15 protein-coding genes are annotated in these 16,740 nt (G+C 39.1%); 11 read left to right on the forward strand and 4 right to left on the reverse strand.

Annotated elements, in window-relative coordinates:
• Positions 1-66 precede the first annotated feature (66 nt).
• Positions 67-1,587, forward strand: coding sequence for a tetratricopeptide repeat protein (locus tag RIB54_RS15185; protein WP_350101686.1), 1,521 nt, complete (start codon positions 67-69; stop codon positions 1,585-1,587).
• Here RIB54_RS15185 and RIB54_RS15190 read toward each other — a convergent pair.
• Positions 1,584-2,165 carry a hypothetical protein gene (locus RIB54_RS15190; RefSeq protein WP_350101687.1) on the reverse strand — a complete coding sequence of 194 codons (582 nt, stop codon included), beginning with the start codon at positions 2,163-2,165 and terminating at the stop codon, positions 1,584-1,586. The genes RIB54_RS15185 and RIB54_RS15190 overlap by 4 nt on opposite strands.
• The gene (locus RIB54_RS15195) at positions 2,165-2,617 is read right to left on the reverse strand and encodes a heme-binding domain-containing protein (protein ID WP_350101688.1); all 453 of its coding nucleotides are present in this window, start codon (positions 2,615-2,617) and stop codon (positions 2,165-2,167) included. Before RIB54_RS15195 ends, RIB54_RS15190 begins: the two co-directional genes overlap by 1 nt.
• A 117-nt stretch (positions 2,618-2,734) precedes the next feature.
• Here RIB54_RS15195 and RIB54_RS15200 point away from each other — a divergent pair, with 117 nt between their 5' ends.
• The 3 genes from RIB54_RS15200 to RIB54_RS15210 all read left to right on the forward strand — a co-directional run bounded on the left by RIB54_RS15200 (position 2,735) and on the right by RIB54_RS15210 (position 7,420).
• Entirely contained in the window at positions 2,735-6,181 is a 3,447-nt protein-coding gene (locus tag RIB54_RS15200) for a pyruvate carboxylase (RefSeq protein WP_350101689.1), read from the forward strand.
• Between the two features lie 12 nt (positions 6,182-6,193).
• Complete coding sequence (locus RIB54_RS15205) at positions 6,194-6,886, forward strand: cyclase family protein (RefSeq protein WP_350101690.1); 693 nt, start codon at positions 6,194-6,196, stop codon at positions 6,884-6,886.
• Between the two features lie 87 nt (positions 6,887-6,973).
• Positions 6,974-7,420: a GNAT family N-acetyltransferase gene (locus RIB54_RS15210; RefSeq protein WP_350101692.1), complete on the forward strand. Its 447-nt coding sequence runs from the start codon at positions 6,974-6,976 to the stop codon at positions 7,418-7,420.
• A 19-nt stretch (positions 7,421-7,439) separates the two neighbouring features.
• On the opposite strand, the gene RIB54_RS15215 is transcribed toward RIB54_RS15210, so the two are convergent.
• A complete protein-coding gene (locus RIB54_RS15215) occupies positions 7,440-8,102 on the reverse strand; it encodes a response regulator (protein ID WP_350101693.1) in 663 nt (220 codons plus the stop codon).
• Between the two features lie 54 nt (positions 8,103-8,156).
• Positions 8,157-9,950 carry a tetratricopeptide repeat-containing sensor histidine kinase gene (locus RIB54_RS15220; RefSeq protein ID WP_350101694.1) on the reverse strand — a complete coding sequence of 598 codons (1,794 nt, stop codon included), beginning with the start codon at positions 9,948-9,950 and terminating at the stop codon, positions 8,157-8,159.
• Positions 9,951-10,132: 182 nt separating this feature from the next.
• On the opposite strand from RIB54_RS15220, the gene RIB54_RS15225 reads away from it, so the two are divergent.
• The 7 genes from RIB54_RS15225 to RIB54_RS15255 all read left to right on the forward strand — a co-directional run bounded on the left by RIB54_RS15225 (position 10,133) and on the right by RIB54_RS15255 (position 16,390).
• Positions 10,133-10,594, forward strand: a complete 462-nt coding sequence (locus tag RIB54_RS15225; protein ID WP_350101695.1) for a hypothetical protein — start codon at positions 10,133-10,135, stop codon at positions 10,592-10,594.
• A gap of 114 nt (positions 10,595-10,708) precedes the next feature.
• Entirely contained in the window at positions 10,709-11,227 is a 519-nt protein-coding gene (locus tag RIB54_RS15230) for a hypothetical protein (RefSeq protein ID WP_350101696.1), read from the forward strand.
• A gap of 41 nt (positions 11,228-11,268) precedes the next feature.
• Positions 11,269-11,571, forward strand: coding sequence for a hypothetical protein (locus tag RIB54_RS15235; RefSeq protein ID WP_350101697.1), 303 nt, complete (start codon positions 11,269-11,271; stop codon positions 11,569-11,571).
• 34 nt (positions 11,572-11,605) lie between these two features.
• Positions 11,606-11,764, forward strand: coding sequence for a hypothetical protein (locus RIB54_RS15240; protein ID WP_350101698.1), 159 nt, complete (start codon positions 11,606-11,608; stop codon positions 11,762-11,764).
• 9 nt (positions 11,765-11,773) lie between these two features.
• Positions 11,774-13,012 (forward strand): Kelch repeat-containing protein, encoded by a 1,239-nt coding sequence (locus tag RIB54_RS15245; RefSeq protein ID WP_350101699.1) that lies wholly within the window; start codon positions 11,774-11,776, stop codon positions 13,010-13,012.
• A gap of 3 nt (positions 13,013-13,015) precedes the next feature.
• Complete coding sequence (locus RIB54_RS15250) at positions 13,016-13,669, forward strand: hypothetical protein (protein ID WP_350068159.1); 654 nt, start codon at positions 13,016-13,018, stop codon at positions 13,667-13,669.
• Positions 13,670-14,056: 387 nt separating this feature from the next.
• On the forward strand, positions 14,057-16,390 hold the full coding sequence (locus RIB54_RS15255) for a histidine kinase dimerization/phosphoacceptor domain -containing protein (protein ID WP_350101700.1): 2,334 nt from the start codon (positions 14,057-14,059) through the stop codon (positions 16,388-16,390).
• Positions 16,391-16,740: the final 350 nt, after the last annotated feature.

Genomic DNA, 16,740 nt, shown 5'->3' on the forward strand with positions numbered 1-16,740 from the left:
AAATTATTCTTTTTCAAAAACTTATATGCTAATATAAGAGTGAATCAATTTAGTATCTTTGTTGCTATGTCAAGGTTGAAATTGGTATTTGTATTGACTGTCGCTCTCTTTTCATCAGCAAAAGCACAGCGCGTTCAGTTAGACAGTTTGATTCTAACGCTTAATTCAACAGATAACGATTCTTTACGTGTTATGCTGTTGAACGAAATTGCTTTCAATAATATAAATATAAATCCTATAGCAGCTAAAGATGATGTGCTTATTGCCTACAATGCGGCAAAGGAGATAAATTTCTTAAAAGGGACTGCCCGCTCACTTGCAGTTATGGGAGGTGTTTATTGGGGGTTTGGCAATTATGAACAGGCCCTCTCTCATTATTTAGACGCACTTAAAGAATACCAAAAACTGGATGACTTGAAGGGTAGGTCGGATTGCCTTAACAATATTGGCGAAGTCTATAAAAAACTGGGCGAATATCAGAATTCCTTAGACTATCTTAAGCATGCGCTATCATTAAAAGAGAAATTGTATGGAGTAGGTGGGTCACCTTTATCAAATAGCAATTTGGGAGAATTATATACCTTGATGGGACAGTATGAAAGTGCGGAGGAAAATTACAAAATTGCCATTGAAGGTGCCAAAAAGCTCAACGATCAGCGCGTTCTTGCTTATGCATATGATGGATTAGGCCTGATACACTTCAAGCAGAATAATTATTCAAGAGCAATTACTTATTTTGAATTAGCCGTTGATGCCAGACTGAAAAGTGAAGATGTGCGAGGGTTGTCTTATGTATATACGAACCTTGGCCGTACATATATGGCTTTAAATCAACTTGATTCATCGAAGTTGTATTTCAAAAGAGGTCTTAAAAGTGCAGAAAGTGCAAGTGCAAGTGATGTGAAGATTAATGTTTTGAAATACCTATCCGAGGTAGATTCTCTAAATGGGGACTATGCCAAGGCATATTTCCACTATAAGAAACATGCTCAGCTTAAAGACAGTGTTTTTAATTTGGATAAATCTGCGCAGCTGGCAAGAATCCAGACTGAGTACGAAACTGAAATTTTACAAAAGGACAATGAAGCAAAACAGGCTGATGTGAAGCAAAAGAACACAATGATTATTGCCGTAATCATGCTTTTGATATTAACCATAGCACTGGCCAATGCGTTCTATAATCAGCGGACAGTTCAAAAGCAGGCCAACAAGTCATTGCAATCGAAGAGTGAGCAGATTGCCAGACAGGCAGATGAACTTCAAAAGCAATCTGTTAAACTTCAACAGATGAATGATAATCTCGAAAGCTCTAATCAGAATCTTGAAGAGAAAATCAGGCAGCGAACAGAGCAACTAAGAGAGCAAAACAAGATATTATCTGATTATGCTTTTTTTCATGCCCATGAACTAAGAGCGCCAGTAGCCAATATTTTAGGGCTTATTGAACTTCTAAAGCATTCAGAGCTCCCAAAGAAGGATTTGGATATTGTTACACATCTTTACACTTCAACAACAGAACTGGACAAGGTTATCAAGAACATTACTACCCAGGTTAGTGGCAACGGGGATATCAAAGCATTAGATTAAATCAACACTACTCTTCTAACGGGTGTTGGATTTTCAAGTCCTGGTGGTGGACCAAAATGCTTTTTAGAGAAACCATCAAGCTCATCCAGAGTTTCATTTGATAAAAGGGAAGATATTTCTTCTAAAGCTGTCCCACTGACCATATATGGCATTTGTGAGGTGTCAAGGTGACTACCTTTGCAATGCGCATAAATTTGATACTCATTTATTGTATTCTTTTGTGTTCCTTTTAATAAACATTCATCCATCCAGGCAATAGGGTTGTCAATATTATCCTGAATAAGCTTCATACGTCTTCCAAAGTCAAGGTTTTGAGAGAAGTAAAGTTCAATACTTTTCATTGATTCTACTGACATTGATTTGCGCATTCTCTCAGCACAACCAAGGCAAATGGCATATTCAAAAATCACATCATGAGCGCTAAAACCCTCATATTGTTTAATCGCTTTTTCAATAAAATATTCCTGTTCACCTTCCAGCAGATTTTTGTCGCATTCAATGCACCTTTCAAAAGGCGTACCTGTCGAAAATGAATAAAATTCCTTTGGTATGTTTATTTTTCCTTCTTCACTATCCATTATAATCCCTCCATAGTTGCCTTTGTCCAGCTTATCAGTGCCTCAATTTGTTCCTTTGAAAGGTTGGCTTCACTATGCGCCCAGGTGTAGCTATTCAATGGCATTTCACCTTCCTCAACTTCATGAATCAACTCTTCCAGTTTGTGTTTTTTCTTTTTAAGATCATAATTTCCCCACTCAGAAAAATTTAAATGTCTACGTCCGTCCTGAATATGTTCATCTATCCACCATGAGAATGGAGCGATGTTAGTATACCATGGATATTTGGTTTCATATGAATGGCAATCATAACAAGCCTGCTTTAAAATATCTTTGACCTCAGCAGGGGCAGTTACTTGCGCCAGCATGTCATTGTCGAGGTTATAAGTAGGACTGTTCTTATCAATTTGGAATAACTGCGCTGCTAACAAAACAGGGAGCAAACCGAGCAATATTTTAGTACTTAACTTCATTTTCTTCAATTTATCGGCTTAAATATAAAGAATAATGACAATCGGTGATAATCCTTTTTTGGTAAACCAAAGTTATGACTTAACTTTTCACCAATCTTCTAACATTTTACTTTTTCGATGTCAATAAAATTAAAAGAAATCAAAAAGCTATTGGTTGCCAACAGAGGCGAGATAGCCATCAGAATTCTCCGTGCAGGATCAGAATTAAAAATTCGCACAGTGGCCATTTATACTTATGAAGACCGCTACTCTCTGCATAGGTACAAAGCTGATGAGGCCTATCAAATCGGTGCCGATGATGACCCTTTAAAACCATACTTAGATATTGAGGAAATCATTGCCGTAGCAAAACGAAATGATGTGGATGCCATTCATCCCGGCTATGGCTTTTTGTCCGAGAATGTAAAGTTTGCCAGAAGGTGCAAGGAAGAAGGGATAATATTTGTTGGTCCGGAGCCGGAGGTGATGGAAAAATTGGGCGACAAAGTAGCCGCAAAATTGGTGGCAATAGAAGCGAAGGTGCCCATCATTCAGGATAGTGAAGAAGAGCTGACTGATGATAAAATAGCGCTTAAGGAAGCTAAAAGAATAGGTTACCCAGTGATGCTAAAGGCTGCTGCCGGTGGTGGTGGTAGAGGAATGCGGGTAATAAGAGATGATGAGGAATTAGTTAAGGGTTTTGAAGAAGCAAGGAAGGAAGCAGGTAACGCTTTTGGTGATGATACAGTCTTTATTGAGAAGTACATAGACAACCCAAAGCACATAGAAGTGCAGATCATGGGTGATAATTATGGCAATCTGGTACACTTGTTTGAGAGGGACTGCTCTGTGCAGAGGAGGTTCCAGAAGGTAGTTGAGATCGCCCCTTGTGTAACTATATCGCAAGAGACCAAGGATAAACTTTATAAATACGCTTTGGCAATAACCAGGTCTGTGAACTACAACAATGTGGGTACTGTGGAGTTTTTGGTGGACAAAGAGGAGAATATATACTTCATTGAGGTAAACCCTCGAGTGCAGGTGGAGCATACTATTACAGAGGAGATTACAGGAATAGATATTGTTCGGTCACAAATATTAATAGCCAAAGGACATGACCTGCCCGATCCAAGGATATTTATAAAGAGCCAGGAAGATGTAAAGTGTAATGGCTATGCGATCCAATGCCGGGTTACAACAGAAAACCCAGTTGATAACTTCAAACCGGACTATGGAACCATCATCGCATATAGAAGTGCCAGTGGGTTTGGTATAAGGTTAGATGCCGGCAACTGTTATGCAGGTGTTACCATTTCCCCATTTTTTGACTCGCTCTTGGTAAAAGTTTCGTCATGGGGACGTACGCTCAAAGGCGCATCTGAAAGATTATCAAGAGCGTTGAGTGAGTTTAGGATCAGAGGTGTGGAAACGAATATCGCCTTTCTTGAAAATGTAATTACTACACCAACTTTTTATAAAGGTGAGGCCACGGTTAACTTTATTGCTGATCATCCTGAGCTTTTCAAAATGCCTCGCAGGTTTAACAGAGGCACCAAGCTGCTGAATTACGTTGCCGAGATTGCTGTTAATGGTAATCCAATGGTGAAAAGAGTGGATGAAAGCCAGGTGCTTCGTCCTGCTAAAGTCCCGATTTATGATAAGCTGTCTAAACACCCTAAAGGCACAAAAGACCGGCTCAATGAAATGGGGAGGGATAATTTTGTGCAATGGCTGAAACAGGAGAAGGCCATTCAATATACAGATACAACATTTAGGGATGCCCACCAGTCATTATTGGCTACGCGTGTAAGAACTATAGACATGCTTAAAGTGGCAGAAGGTTTTTCAAAGCAGCACCCTAACATTTTTAGTATGGAAGTTTGGGGTGGAGCCACATTTGATGTGTGCATGCGTTTCTTGCATGAAAATCCCTGGGACAGGTTAAGAATGTTCAGGTCGGCAATGCCAAATGTACTGTTGCAAATGCTACTTCGTGGATCTAACGGTGTCGGTTACAAGGCCTATCCAGATAATTTGATTGAGAAATTTATTGTCAAATCATGGGAGACAGGTATTGATATCTTTAGGATATTCGATTCACTCAATTGGGTGGAAGCCATGAAGGTAAGTATCAAAACAGTGAGGGAAAGAACCGAAGCACTTGCCGAGGCTTGTATCTGCTATACTGGTGATATCAAGCGAAAGGATGCCAAATATAATCTTCAATATTACCTTGATCTGGCAAGACAGCTTGAGGATGAAGGGGCACATATTTTGGCCATCAAAGATATGGCCGGGTTGCTAAAACCATCAAGTGCCAAGCTGTTGATCACTGAACTTAAACAGGCCATTGATATTCCAATTCATTTGCATACTCATGATACTGCGGGTATCCAAAGCTTAACCTACATGGAGGCGGTAAATGCTGGAGTAGATGTTGTAGATGTAGCATTGAGTTCTATGTCAGGCTTAACATCACAGCCTAATTTCAATTCCTTCGTTGCCAACCTTCAAGGCCATGAAAGGGAGAATGAAATTGATCTTAAATCACTGAACAAATATTCCAATTACTGGGAAACCGTTCGTGAGTGGTACTATCCATTTGAGTCAGGTCTTAAAGCTGGTACTGCAGAAGTTTATGATCACGAAATTCCTGGCGGACAGTATTCTAATTTAAGACCTCAGGCCAGAGGCCTTGGCCTGGAAGATAAGTTTGAGAAGATTAAGGAGAACTATGCAGCTGTTAATAAACTTTTTGGAGACATAGTCAAAGTAACACCTTCATCTAAAGTGGTAGGTGACATGGCCTTGTTTATGACTTCAAACAACCTGACTACTCAGGATATAATGGAGCGTGGTGAGTCACTTTCATTTCCTGAATCAGTGGTGAGTTTGTTTAAAGGTGAACTTGGTCAACCTTATGGAGGGTTCCCTGCAGATGTAGCTAAAATAATCCTTAAAGGTGAAAAGCCATTTACTGATCGGCCTAATGCTCACCTGGAGCCAATAAACTTCACAAAGGAATATGCAGCTTTCCATAAGCAGTTTGACGAGTACTGCGATGAACTGGATTTCTTATCTTATAAGCTTTATCCTAAGGTATTTACAGAGTTTTATCAGTATTGGCAGGAGTACGGAGAGGTATGGCGACTACCAACAACAGCCTTCCTCTATGGCTTGAAAAACAATGAAGAGATATTTGTTGAGATTGGGAAAGGTAAAGCCATTATTATCAAAAAGCTTTACAAATCTGCACCGGATGAAAGCGGAATGTGCAATGTCTATTTTGAAATGAATGGACAAGCGAGGGTGATCCAGGTTAAAGATAAGTCTGCTAAAACATCGGTTTCTGCAAATGTAAAAGTGAGCGGGCCAAACCATGTAGGGGCACCACTGCAGGGTAGAATTGCTGAGGTTATGGTGAAAATAGGAGATAAGGTAAAAGAAAATCAGCCATTGTTCTCTATAGAAGCTATGAAAATGGAATCAACCATCACTTCGTCAAGATCTGGCAAGGTAACACAAATACACCTGAAGGCAGGTGATATGGTGAGCCAGGATGATTTGGTATTAGAGATTGAATAGAGCTTATTTTGAATGCCTGAGATTATAGATTTAAGTCAGGAGATATACACCGGCATGCCGGTGTATAAAGGTTTGCCTGAAGTAAATATCACTATACATGCTTCGCATGAACAGTGGAGCGGTATAGAAAATCCTGAAACGCTTACGCCAAGTGTGAACAAACTTGAAATGGGTGAGCATACGGGTAGCCATGTAGACGCTATCAACCACATGGGTGCTGAGCATAAGGACAAGTCAATAGACACCATGCCACTAAGTATGTTCTATACAGAGGGCATTTGTCTCGATCTTTCTGAAAAGCAACCTCAAGAACTCATAGAAATTAATGACCTGGTTAATGCCCGTGATAAGCATCAACTGGAAATCAAGAAAGGTGATACAGTATTGATTTATACTGATCATTACAGAAGGCATTTCAATACAGAACATTGGATTAAAGGCCCTGGTTTAAGTGCAGAAGCTACCATATGGTTAGGGGAGCAGGGAATCCCGGCCTTTGGTGTAGAGACAATGGCTCCGGGTGTTTCAGGTGTGTCCAATAAAGATGTTCATAGAATTTGTGGCGAGATGGGTTTTACCCATTATGAAAACCTGATTAACCTTCATGAGTTAATTGGTAGGGGAAGATTCAGGTTTATTGGGTTGCCCTTGAAGATAAGGGGAGGTACAGGCTCACCTGTAAGGGCCGTGGCCGTTTTTGACTAAAACGAATATCGTCATTCCGGAAAATTTTACCTTATCTTTTAAAAAGGTCAAATTTGTCCGGAATCTCTTTTGAAAATTTTATAGATCATGAAATTAATAAGAACTGACTCAAAAAATACTGACTTCATCAATTTGGTCAGCCATTTGGACGCAGACCTGGCCGAGAAGGATGGTGATGATCATGCCTTTTACCATCAGTTTAACAGTATTGATACCATTAAATATGCTGTGGTAGCTTACAGGAATGACCAGCCTGTGGGGTGCGGTGCTATTAAGGAGTTTTCAAAGGAAGCCGTTGAAGTGAAGAGGATGTTTGTTTTTCCAGAACACCGTGGTAGTGGTATTGCCTCTAAAATATTGGCTGAGCTGGAGGAGTGGGCCCGTATGCTGGGTTATACTTCCTGTGTGTTAGAAACCGGACTAAAGCAGGTAGAGGCACTGGCTTTATATGAAAGAAGAGGCTATAAGAAAATTCCCAACTATGGTCAATATGTTGGTGTAGAAAATAGTGTATGTTTTGAGAAGAGGGTTTGAGATGACTTTCAAGTAACACTTATGTAAGTCCATGTGCATGAGCGTAGTTTACCAAACCGACAACACTCGAACAGTCTGTTTTTCTCAGGATATTTTTACGGTGAGTTTCTACTGTTTTTTCGCTAATGAATAGGACTTCTGCTATTTGCTTTGTGGAAAAATCTCTGGCTATAAGTTTAATGATCTCTGTTTCTCTGGGTGATAGGTCGCTTTTCTCCGAAGGAGAGTTGATTTGTCTTACCAGTATCTCAGAAATATCATCACTAAAGAATTTTTTGCCTGAAGTCACTTTATCCAGTGCCTGCAATAAGGAAGAGTGTGCATCATTCTTTAAAACAAAGCCATCAATATTTTCTTTAAGCAGCTCTTTCACTACTGATGGATCATCATGCATGCTAAGCACGATCACCTTAATATCAGGATTTACAGAACGTGCTACTCTCATAATTTCGAGACCTGTAAAATCTGGAAGCTCATAATCAGTTACCAGGATGTCATAATCTTGAGATTTGAGAAGTGAAATAGCCTCTTTTCCGCTACTCGCAGTTCCTGACACCATATATAATTCCAGCCCACCAAGAAGTCGTTGTGCGCCCTCCAATAATATTTTATGATCATCTATTAATAGTATCCGATATTTATCCATAGTCCTTTTTCCAACAATACTGTTAAATAAACGCATACTATCTTTTTATACAAAGTAAGGAGCGTATTCTGTCTGCTTCAATACCTACAGCTAGGTATTAAGTGCGACCGGCACGGGTTTATAGGCCTGAATTTTATCAATAGTAAGTGTTAGTGTCGTGTTTTTTCGCCCTTTTTGCGAATCAATATCCATAGTACCATGAATCAGATTTAAACGGGTATTGATATTTCGCCAACCATTGCCCTTGCCATGCTCAAATGATTGTAATTCAAAACCCTCGCCATTATCTTCAACAGTAATGATCACTTCGTTATCGTGTTCGGTAAACTGGATCAAAATCTCAGTAGCGGCAGCATATTTTAATACATTTGAAATCCATTCCTGTAATATTCGATAAAGCGATATTTCAAAGACCTCATTAAATCGCTCTTTCAAACCAAAGGATTGAACATCTGCTTTTACCCGATTGGACTTATTTATACGTGCCGACAGCTCTTGCAGTGCTGGTATTAATCCTTCATTAGACAAGACCAGAGGCATCAAATTGAAGGCTATATTTCGTATTTCATGTTGTATATCATTGAGTAAGGTTGTAGAGTTATCTACAATCTCACTGCGTACCATTTTGTCGTTGCTTGCATCTTTCAGTCCTTGTATATTCATGGTAAGTGCACTTACCAATTGCCCCATGCTATCATGAAGGTCTGAGGCGAAGCGTTTGCGTTCCTTTTCCTCACTATTTATTACCGCATGAATCTGAGCTTCGCGCAATCTCATTTTTTGTTCATTCAACACTTCCTGTTGCCGTATGCTTATGCGCACTCTCCAGAGATAAAAAACCAGTATCAGTAATAATACTCCTATAAACAGGGTTGTAATAATACTCCTATTTCGCTGGTTGGTGGCTTGCTGTAGTTTGTTTTCCTGATCCAATAAAGTAATCTGTTGGTCTTTCTTTTCGGTTTCATACTTGGTTTGAAGCTCTTCTATAGCAGTTGTCTTATTGATATTAAATAAGCTATCATTAAATTCTCTATATTTTAATTCATTGAAATATGCAGCTTCATAATTTTTCAGTTTTGCATAACAAAGCTGTAACCAGTCATAGTTTTGACGAATCAACCAAGGATAACCTGCCCTGTTAGCAAGCTCATTAGATTTTAAAAAATGGTCAATGGCAGTAGAATATTGCTGGAGTGAGAAAAAGTTTTTTCCAATTAAATGTTCGTTTTCTGCCACCCCTTGAATATCATCCAATTTCACCCTTATATCTGTAGATTGTTTAATATACAGGTCTGACATTTCAAGATTACCTTTAGCAAAATGGTAATTGGCAAAATCCAATAAAACATAGCCTAAGCCCACAGAGTCGCTGAGCTCAACCCGGATGTCCATCACTTTTTGAAAATAAACCTGCGCGGAATCAATGTCTCCCTTTTTGGAAAGTATATTGCCACGCATGCCATAATTCGTGCCTAATTGTTCAAGATTGTTAGCAGCTAGAGCGGCCGCTTCCGCCTTATCCAGGGCAGCATAGGCTCGTTGCATGTGGCCCTGATGACGGTATATCACTGATATTTCATTATATAACCTGGCTATGCCATTAAAATCGCTGATCTTTTGAAATATTTCTGAAGCAGAAAAATAGGATTTCAGTGCCTTTTCGTAGTTGCCTCTTAAACTATGTGCAATGCCAAAATACATTAATGCATTTGCTTCTTTCTCTTGCCATCCATTTTTGAGGCTAAGTTGTTGTGCAACTTCCATAAGTCGAATGGCATTATCAAAATTGGCACTGTATAAGGCATAGAAATTGGTCAGAATACTATCAACCAAATGAACCTCCCGATTTGCACCAGCTTGCTCAGTTTGGACAACTGCCATTTTGCCCCTTCTACTGCTTTGTGCTGCAAGGAAGGTAAGACAAATTAAAAGAGGTGCGAGAATTTTAAAAACCATCAGTTGAAATAAAACATACCTGCCACTAGGTATACCAAAATACCTAATCAACCCTATTGAAACAAGGTTTTACAACAGAGTTATTTGTGCCTAAAATTATCAGAATTATGAAGCAATCTTTGATAATGCTCGCACTATTGACATATTCACTTGCGAATGGTCAAATTGTAACTGAGAAAAATCTGCGAGATGCCAGTTATGGTGAAAAAAAGCTGTCGGAAGCCCCTAAAAAGATATATTTAAATCAGTTTGCTATTAACTATCGGGAGTTAGCCTCAAGTACTGAAGCCAGTGCTTGTGGCAAGACCAAAGCTGAGATGGCTTTTAGTTCAAAGGGTAAAATCGAAATTCCGAGTGTAGTGGAAGAAGGGAAATTTAAAGAGTTTATTATACGTGACAGAAGCTCGGCAACTTCTTATTCAGGTATTGTTTACACCATTAAAAGGGAACTAGGGGTTTCGCATCAGGTAAAAGCTGATCTCGAAGCATTCCAATCAAAAACACAACAAGTCTTAAATGAATACTTAAGTCACCTGTTCGATCAATTTATAGTAAATCTCAACGGATAATTCTGAACAGCCAGGGAAGCTTTCTCGGCCTTTATATTTAATAATCGCATGCTAAAAGTGCTGTCAATATTAGCCTTATACATGTTTATCAATTTTACCAAACACTTTTAACTCATGAAAAACACTTTCATCTTATCCATTCTAATAATTGCGACTTTTTCAATTTTCACCAGCTGTGGCAAAGACGAAGATCCAGCGGCACAAATTGAATGTAATACCTTTGATCAGGGCAAAAATGCCATACTTGATGCTGAAGAAAGGGACCTGAAGTGTGTTTACGCTGTAGGTACTTATACCTCAAATAAAACACCTTCAGGTGAAGATCTTGAATCTCTCGACTTCAAATTAAATCAGGATTTCTATGTCACCTTCTATAACTATGAAGTGAGCTATGAGAATAACATAAGCGTATTTGACGTTAACGGTATTTTTGAAGTTGGTGGCACCTACGAGGCTGACGCCAGAACAGGCAATGCCACATTTTTCTCACCAGCCACACTTGAAATAACCAGTATCGATAAGGAAAATGAGTTAATCTCTGGAAAAATTACCAGTCAGTCACCTATTCGTTGGGTAGATGCTACCCCAGTGATGGGGTATGCAATTTTCACCTTTGTTGACCTTAAAATCTAACAGGTTGTTAATCCAACCCACTGAAAATCACATAAAAACTCATGACCAAGTCTATATTACTTAGCCTCATTTTTGGCCTGCTAATTTTAAATTCCTGTGAAAAGGATGAATCCCTTGAAGTTGATCCTTGTGCTGATGGTGAATGGGGCCAGGTAGAAAGAGATGGTGAGGAAATCTGTTTCCCAGATGCGACAGCCTTCTATTATGAGGCCAATACCCCTAAAGCCAACTTTGTATTACAATTGGGAACTTTCGGAACACCTGGAGCAATATCGCTGTCAGCTAAGTTCGATGTGCCAGTGTCTGGTTTGGAGTTAAATAAGGTATATACCCTCAAGCGGTGATTTTTATGGAATAGAAGATTTAGTAAGTGGTGAAATGATTATTCTTTCTTACGAACCCATCAAAGATGGTAACTATTGTGCTTCTGGTACTTTTAGTATGATCACCGAAAATCCCAACTCAGGCGGACAGACCGTACTCACCAATGGTAAATTTCTATCGCAGCGTGGTTTCGAAAACTGTAATCCCTTTTAATTATCAAAAATGAAAATAGCTTACCTTCTATCTACCCTCATTCTTACTGGTTTATTTGCACTACAATCCTGTTCACTTGGAGGTGATGAAGAGGATGACTGTGAATTGACCGCATTGCCTATTACCAATGAATCGTTGAGCACACAATATGATGGCAATGGCAATTTCCAGTTTGTACCGGTGGCACTATATAAAGCACCAAAATCAGTAGAGCTCTATTATTCATTAGGCTCATGCGGACCAAATGATATTGGTACCCATTGGGAATATACAGGAGATTATGAAGTTGTTGAACAAAACGATAATGGCAGATTCATTGCGAAATACTATACCAGTGGCACACTTTGCGGTCAATTTACTGGCAACGGTAAAACAACCAATAATGCCTGCAAGCAAATCAAAGTTTTAAGTAAGAATATCTGGGCTCAAGGTCCTGATTTTCCTGCCGAGGCCAGTGTCAACACCATTACCCTCAATATCAACAATGTTATTTATAGTGGCTTTGGCAATACCAATTCATGGTATAAATTAGATACGCTGGATTTTACCTGGATGGAACGGGCCAATGTTTCTAGTTTGGCATTTACGGCCTTTGCTGGCTTTTCACTTAATGGCAAGGGCTATATCATTGGTTCGAATTCCTTGGTGTATGAATATGATCCAACGGCCAATACCTGGACTTCCATTGGTGAGTTTCCTGTTAATGTAACCGAGTATCTTATATTAAATAGTGTGGGTGCAGATAGATACTTTTACAGCATATTGGGAACAGCCGTTGGCGGCAAAGGATACTTCGGATTAGGCGATCAAAATCGAATATGGGAGTTTGACCCCACTACAAAAGCATGGACTGAAAAGGCCAGTTATCCGGAAACACACGAGGATTCAAACTATATCTTCCCATATAACAACCGCATTTATGTAGGTGAGTATTACTATGACATTGCCACAGACCAATGGATAAAGAACAATTATGATTTTAAAGTGGGTAATGGTTTTGGTGTCAATCCGGTAGAGATGAATGGAATTGTTTATGGCAGCTATAACACCAAAACGATGACTTATGATGGCAATACCGTTGAGGTATATGAACCAAGGCCACATGAACCTTTTGAGCCCTTTGCCCCAAGCACAAGTATAGGTAATGGTGCCGCCATAGGCAATCTCATTATTTATCCGAGAGTGAGCTATCACTTGGGGGCCTTTACCAATAGTGCATCATCTGACGTAACCATTTACCGAAAATAAGCTATGAAAAGATTAATAATTTTCCTTTTTGCACCCTTCATTTTGGCCTGTGGTTCAGACGACCCAACCATTATGTGTGTTGGCATTTGGGAAGTTGAACTATTGCATGAAGGTGCTACGGCAGAGGTGGTTGACGGTGTGCTGCAACTTCGCGTACAGAACCCAAAAACAGATCATGATATTAGACTTATACAACGCCAAACGGATTATCACACACCAGGTCATTTAGGCATTTATGTTTACTTTGAAAATTTTGATAGCGAGACGACTGGCCCTAATAATTTTGACATGCAACTTACCTCTTGGTACGCTTATAACTACTCTCCAAATGATATTTTAGCCGCACTGAGTATTGGCACTTTTGGTGTGAGAGCAATAGCGAATAATATAACCTATAACGGCTTCCAAACACCGGAATTTCTAAGATTTGGTGGATCGAACCAAAGTATCGGTTTCACAGGCATTAGCGGCACATTTACAATTCCTGCCATTCAACCAGATCCTAAAACGTTGTATTTAGACTTTGGTGTAAAACAGACAACCGGCACTGGCAAATCAAGTTATATTGCTGTTGATATTACAGAAGTATCGTTCAGCAAAAGTGGGGAAATGGATGAATTGGTTAATGATACTTTCGATTGTAATTCATTAAAATGATCAATTAGTTGGTGTGCTTACTGACCAATTGTTGCCTGCAAAATCGTAAAGTGCGCCTAGTATCGTGATCTTCTCTACTGTCGTGCGATTGCATCGCGCCACATTTAAGTAGGTCATTCCAAATATTGCTCTTTTTAATTTGCAGCTCCTAAGCCCTGATTCTATGATTTTCAATCCAATTATGAAAGGGATGGTAGGTTCTTGGATAATGATATCAGATGGCAAACCTGAAATAGCTGGGATACAAGAGTTTATCTCAACACTAAGCACAGAAAGGTATCTAAGTGTTTAATATTCTGATTGTTACATTTTGCTAATTCTCATAGATATTGTTATTAAAATAAAGTTACATTTAGATACATTGACTTTATTTTAACCTCTATGCCCATGTATCTTCTTATTAAAACCCTACGCGTGTTCGTGCTTCTATTTATTCTAATAGGCGCAAATATCACCACCAGTTATTGCCAGTCACTTATTGATAGCCTGGAGCAAGTAGCAAAAACTGCTAAGCCGGGATGGGATCAGGTAGACATGGCGGTAGGTCTGGCCCGTTTATATATTGGTGGCCCAGGTGATAAGATAAATGGCGAGAAACAGATAGCTATTATTTACAAAAATGCAGAAGAGCAAAACATTCCTGAAGCCCGGGCTTATGGGCTGATAATGGAGAACATCATTGGCAATAATATTACCAATGACAGTGAGATGAGCATAGCGGCTTGTAAGGAGGCTATGAAAATAGCTCGTGAATACAAGTGCAATGATGCCTTGGTTTTTGCAGGAGATCAACTGGCTCAGCGTTACCGTTCGATGAAAGGTGACTACCAAAAATCAAAAGAGACTTTAGAGGAAATTTTTCCATTTATGGATGAAACTGTTGACCCCAGAACTATTGCAAATGCAAAAAGAAGCTATGGTGTTATTCTTACACGGCTCGGTGAACCAGAAGAAGGGTTCAGGTATATGCTGGAGTCCATAGATATGTTAAGGAAATTAAAAGCCGACCCTTATATAGACCCAAAAATAGGAAGGGTTAGCGCACTGTATGCAGATTTAAACAACGTTATTCAATATGCTCTTACCGGTTTGTCTGAATCGAAATTGCGATTTGGTGCACCAGAGGAAGCAAGGCAATATATGGCTGAGGCATTACAATTGGCCATTGAATCCAAAAGAACTAGAATAATTTCATGGCAATATGAAAGATTTGGAATGCATTACGAGCAACGTGGTTATTATGAAAAGGCACTAGAGAATTTTCAACAAAGTAGAATGTTGCTGGAAAATACAGATTTTACTTATCATTTAGCGCGCTCTAATTATTATTTGGCCAAAGTAATGATGAATATGAAGGATTATGAAACAGCTCAGGATTATTTAAAAAACTCCATGACTTACTTTAGAGCTACTGCTGACTCGGTATTTCTATCAGAGCAACTTCTGCTCAATAGTCGTCTTGAATTGAGAAAGGGAAATCTAGCTGAATCAAAAGAAGTCATGCAAGAAGTGGAGTTGTTCGTTCCCGCACTTCGCAGTACAGAAAATAATGGTCTTTATCATCAAACCTTGGGAGAAATTGCTTTGGAATCTAATAATACACAAGACGCTATTGGGCACTTCATAAAGGCATTGGGTATTTATGAGAAGGACAAACTAGAACTGGGTGTGTTAGAATCTGAGACCAGTTTGGTAAAAGCCTATACGGCCAATAAGGATTTTGAGAAGGCTGAGGAATATGGACTAAGGGCATTGGAGAAAGCTTATACACAAAGTAATATAGCTTATATCCGTGAGTTGTATTTAAGTTTAAGCGATGTATATGCGGCTGCCAATAAATACGACCAGGCTCTAAAAAATTATAAATTCTATACAGAATTTAATGATAGTGTGTATAGCGCAGATGCACAAGTTATGCTTAAAGAGGAGCAAGTACGTAGAAATGTTGTAGGCATAGAAACTCAAAAAGCTATAGCCGAAGCCAATGTGCAGGCACTGACAAAGACTAATCAGTTATACCTGGTTGCCGGAATAGTTTTGACTTCTATTCTACTATTAAGCTTATACTTATATCTTAATTTGAGAAAGGCAAAAGTAAAAATTGAAGAAAAGAATAAGGAACGTGAAACTTTGCTGAAAGAGATACATCATAGGGTCAAAAACAACCTGCAAATTATTAGTAGTATTCTCAGTATGCAGTCAAGGAAGTTAGAGGACTCTTTAGCAAAAAGTGCAGTAGATGAAGGTAGGAGCAGGATAAAATCTATGTCATTGATACATGAGAAATTGTACAGTTCTGATCAGCTTACCAATGTGAAGATGAAGGACTATATTGAAGAGTTAAGTGGTTTTCTTTTTAACACTTATAAACCTTCAGGGGTTGTAAAGCAGAAGATCAATGTGGAAGATATTGACATGGATATTGATACAGCCATTCCTGTTGGACTGATCCTTAATGAGCTTATCTCCAATGCTTTGAAATATGCCTTTAGTACCAATGGTGATGGTGAGCTGGATATTAGTTTGAGAATGGAAGATAAGGAATATGTACTTCAAGTGTCTGATTCTGGTAAAGGTTTACCTTTAAATTTCACCGAGAGTCAAAATATGGGAATGCGTTTGGTGAACGTATTAACAGAGCAACTTGATGGCTTGCTAAAAATAGAAAACGAAGGGGGGGCACATTTTACCCTTAAGTTTAAGCCTTCTTTAAGTTTATAAAAACTGATCATTTGAGATCAAAAGTGCCGCAATTCATCAGATGACTATATGAGTAGTGCAAGATAGTGATCCGATGAATAAAGTGGGTTTCATTTGGTGCGCCTAAATGCCTATCAATTTTAGTCAATGCACTCGTTTTGGAAACGAGCGCAAGTTGGGCGAGAACCATACAATAACTAGCAAAGCTATGACAAATATGCGCTGCCAGGCAATGTTACATGCTGCTTTTTCCTTCTGGTTTAGCTAGTAATCCGAATATTGCAGTTGTTCCGAGGAGTATGAATGTTGGTATTGGCCAATAGTTCACATATGCCATTAAGCCTCCCATTATGATGTAGATGAAAGCAATT

The organism is Fulvivirga sp., from assembly GCF_040218215.1.
GTDB lineage: Bacteria > Bacteroidota > Bacteroidia > Cytophagales > Cyclobacteriaceae > Fulvivirga.

What these genes read in the sequence shown, in the direction of transcription:
- RIB54_RS15210 (WP_350101692.1), top strand. Translation starts at nt 6,974, where the DNA reads ATGAAATTAATAAGAACTGACTCAAAAAATACTGACTTCATCAATTTG.
- RIB54_RS15220 (WP_350101694.1), bottom strand. Translation starts at nt 9,950, where the DNA reads ATGGCAGTTGTCCAAACTGAGCAAGCTGGTGCAAATCGGGAGGTTCAT.
- RIB54_RS15190 (WP_350101687.1), bottom strand. Translation starts at nt 2,165, where the DNA reads ATGGATAGTGAAGAAGGAAAAATAAACATACCAAAGGAATTTTATTCA.
- RIB54_RS15250 (WP_350068159.1), top strand. Translation starts at nt 13,016, where the DNA reads ATGAAAAGATTAATAATTTTCCTTTTTGCACCCTTCATTTTGGCCTGT.
- RIB54_RS15185 (WP_350101686.1), top strand. Translation starts at nt 67, where the DNA reads ATGTCAAGGTTGAAATTGGTATTTGTATTGACTGTCGCTCTCTTTTCA.
- RIB54_RS15245 (WP_350101699.1), top strand. Translation starts at nt 11,774, where the DNA reads ATGAAAATAGCTTACCTTCTATCTACCCTCATTCTTACTGGTTTATTT.
- RIB54_RS15230 (WP_350101696.1), top strand. Translation starts at nt 10,709, where the DNA reads ATGAAAAACACTTTCATCTTATCCATTCTAATAATTGCGACTTTTTCA.
- RIB54_RS15195 (WP_350101688.1), bottom strand. Translation starts at nt 2,617, where the DNA reads ATGAAGTTAAGTACTAAAATATTGCTCGGTTTGCTCCCTGTTTTGTTA.
- RIB54_RS15255 (WP_350101700.1), top strand. Translation starts at nt 14,057, where the DNA reads ATGTATCTTCTTATTAAAACCCTACGCGTGTTCGTGCTTCTATTTATT.
- RIB54_RS15240 (WP_350101698.1), top strand. Translation starts at nt 11,606, where the DNA reads ATGATTATTCTTTCTTACGAACCCATCAAAGATGGTAACTATTGTGCT.
- RIB54_RS15215 (WP_350101693.1), bottom strand. Translation starts at nt 8,102, where the DNA reads ATGCGTTTATTTAACAGTATTGTTGGAAAAAGGACTATGGATAAATAT.
- RIB54_RS15235 (WP_350101697.1), top strand. Translation starts at nt 11,269, where the DNA reads ATGACCAAGTCTATATTACTTAGCCTCATTTTTGGCCTGCTAATTTTA.
- RIB54_RS15205 (WP_350101690.1), top strand. Translation starts at nt 6,194, where the DNA reads ATGCCTGAGATTATAGATTTAAGTCAGGAGATATACACCGGCATGCCG.
- RIB54_RS15225 (WP_350101695.1), top strand. Translation starts at nt 10,133, where the DNA reads ATGAAGCAATCTTTGATAATGCTCGCACTATTGACATATTCACTTGCG.
- RIB54_RS15200 (WP_350101689.1), top strand. Translation starts at nt 2,735, where the DNA reads ATGTCAATAAAATTAAAAGAAATCAAAAAGCTATTGGTTGCCAACAGA.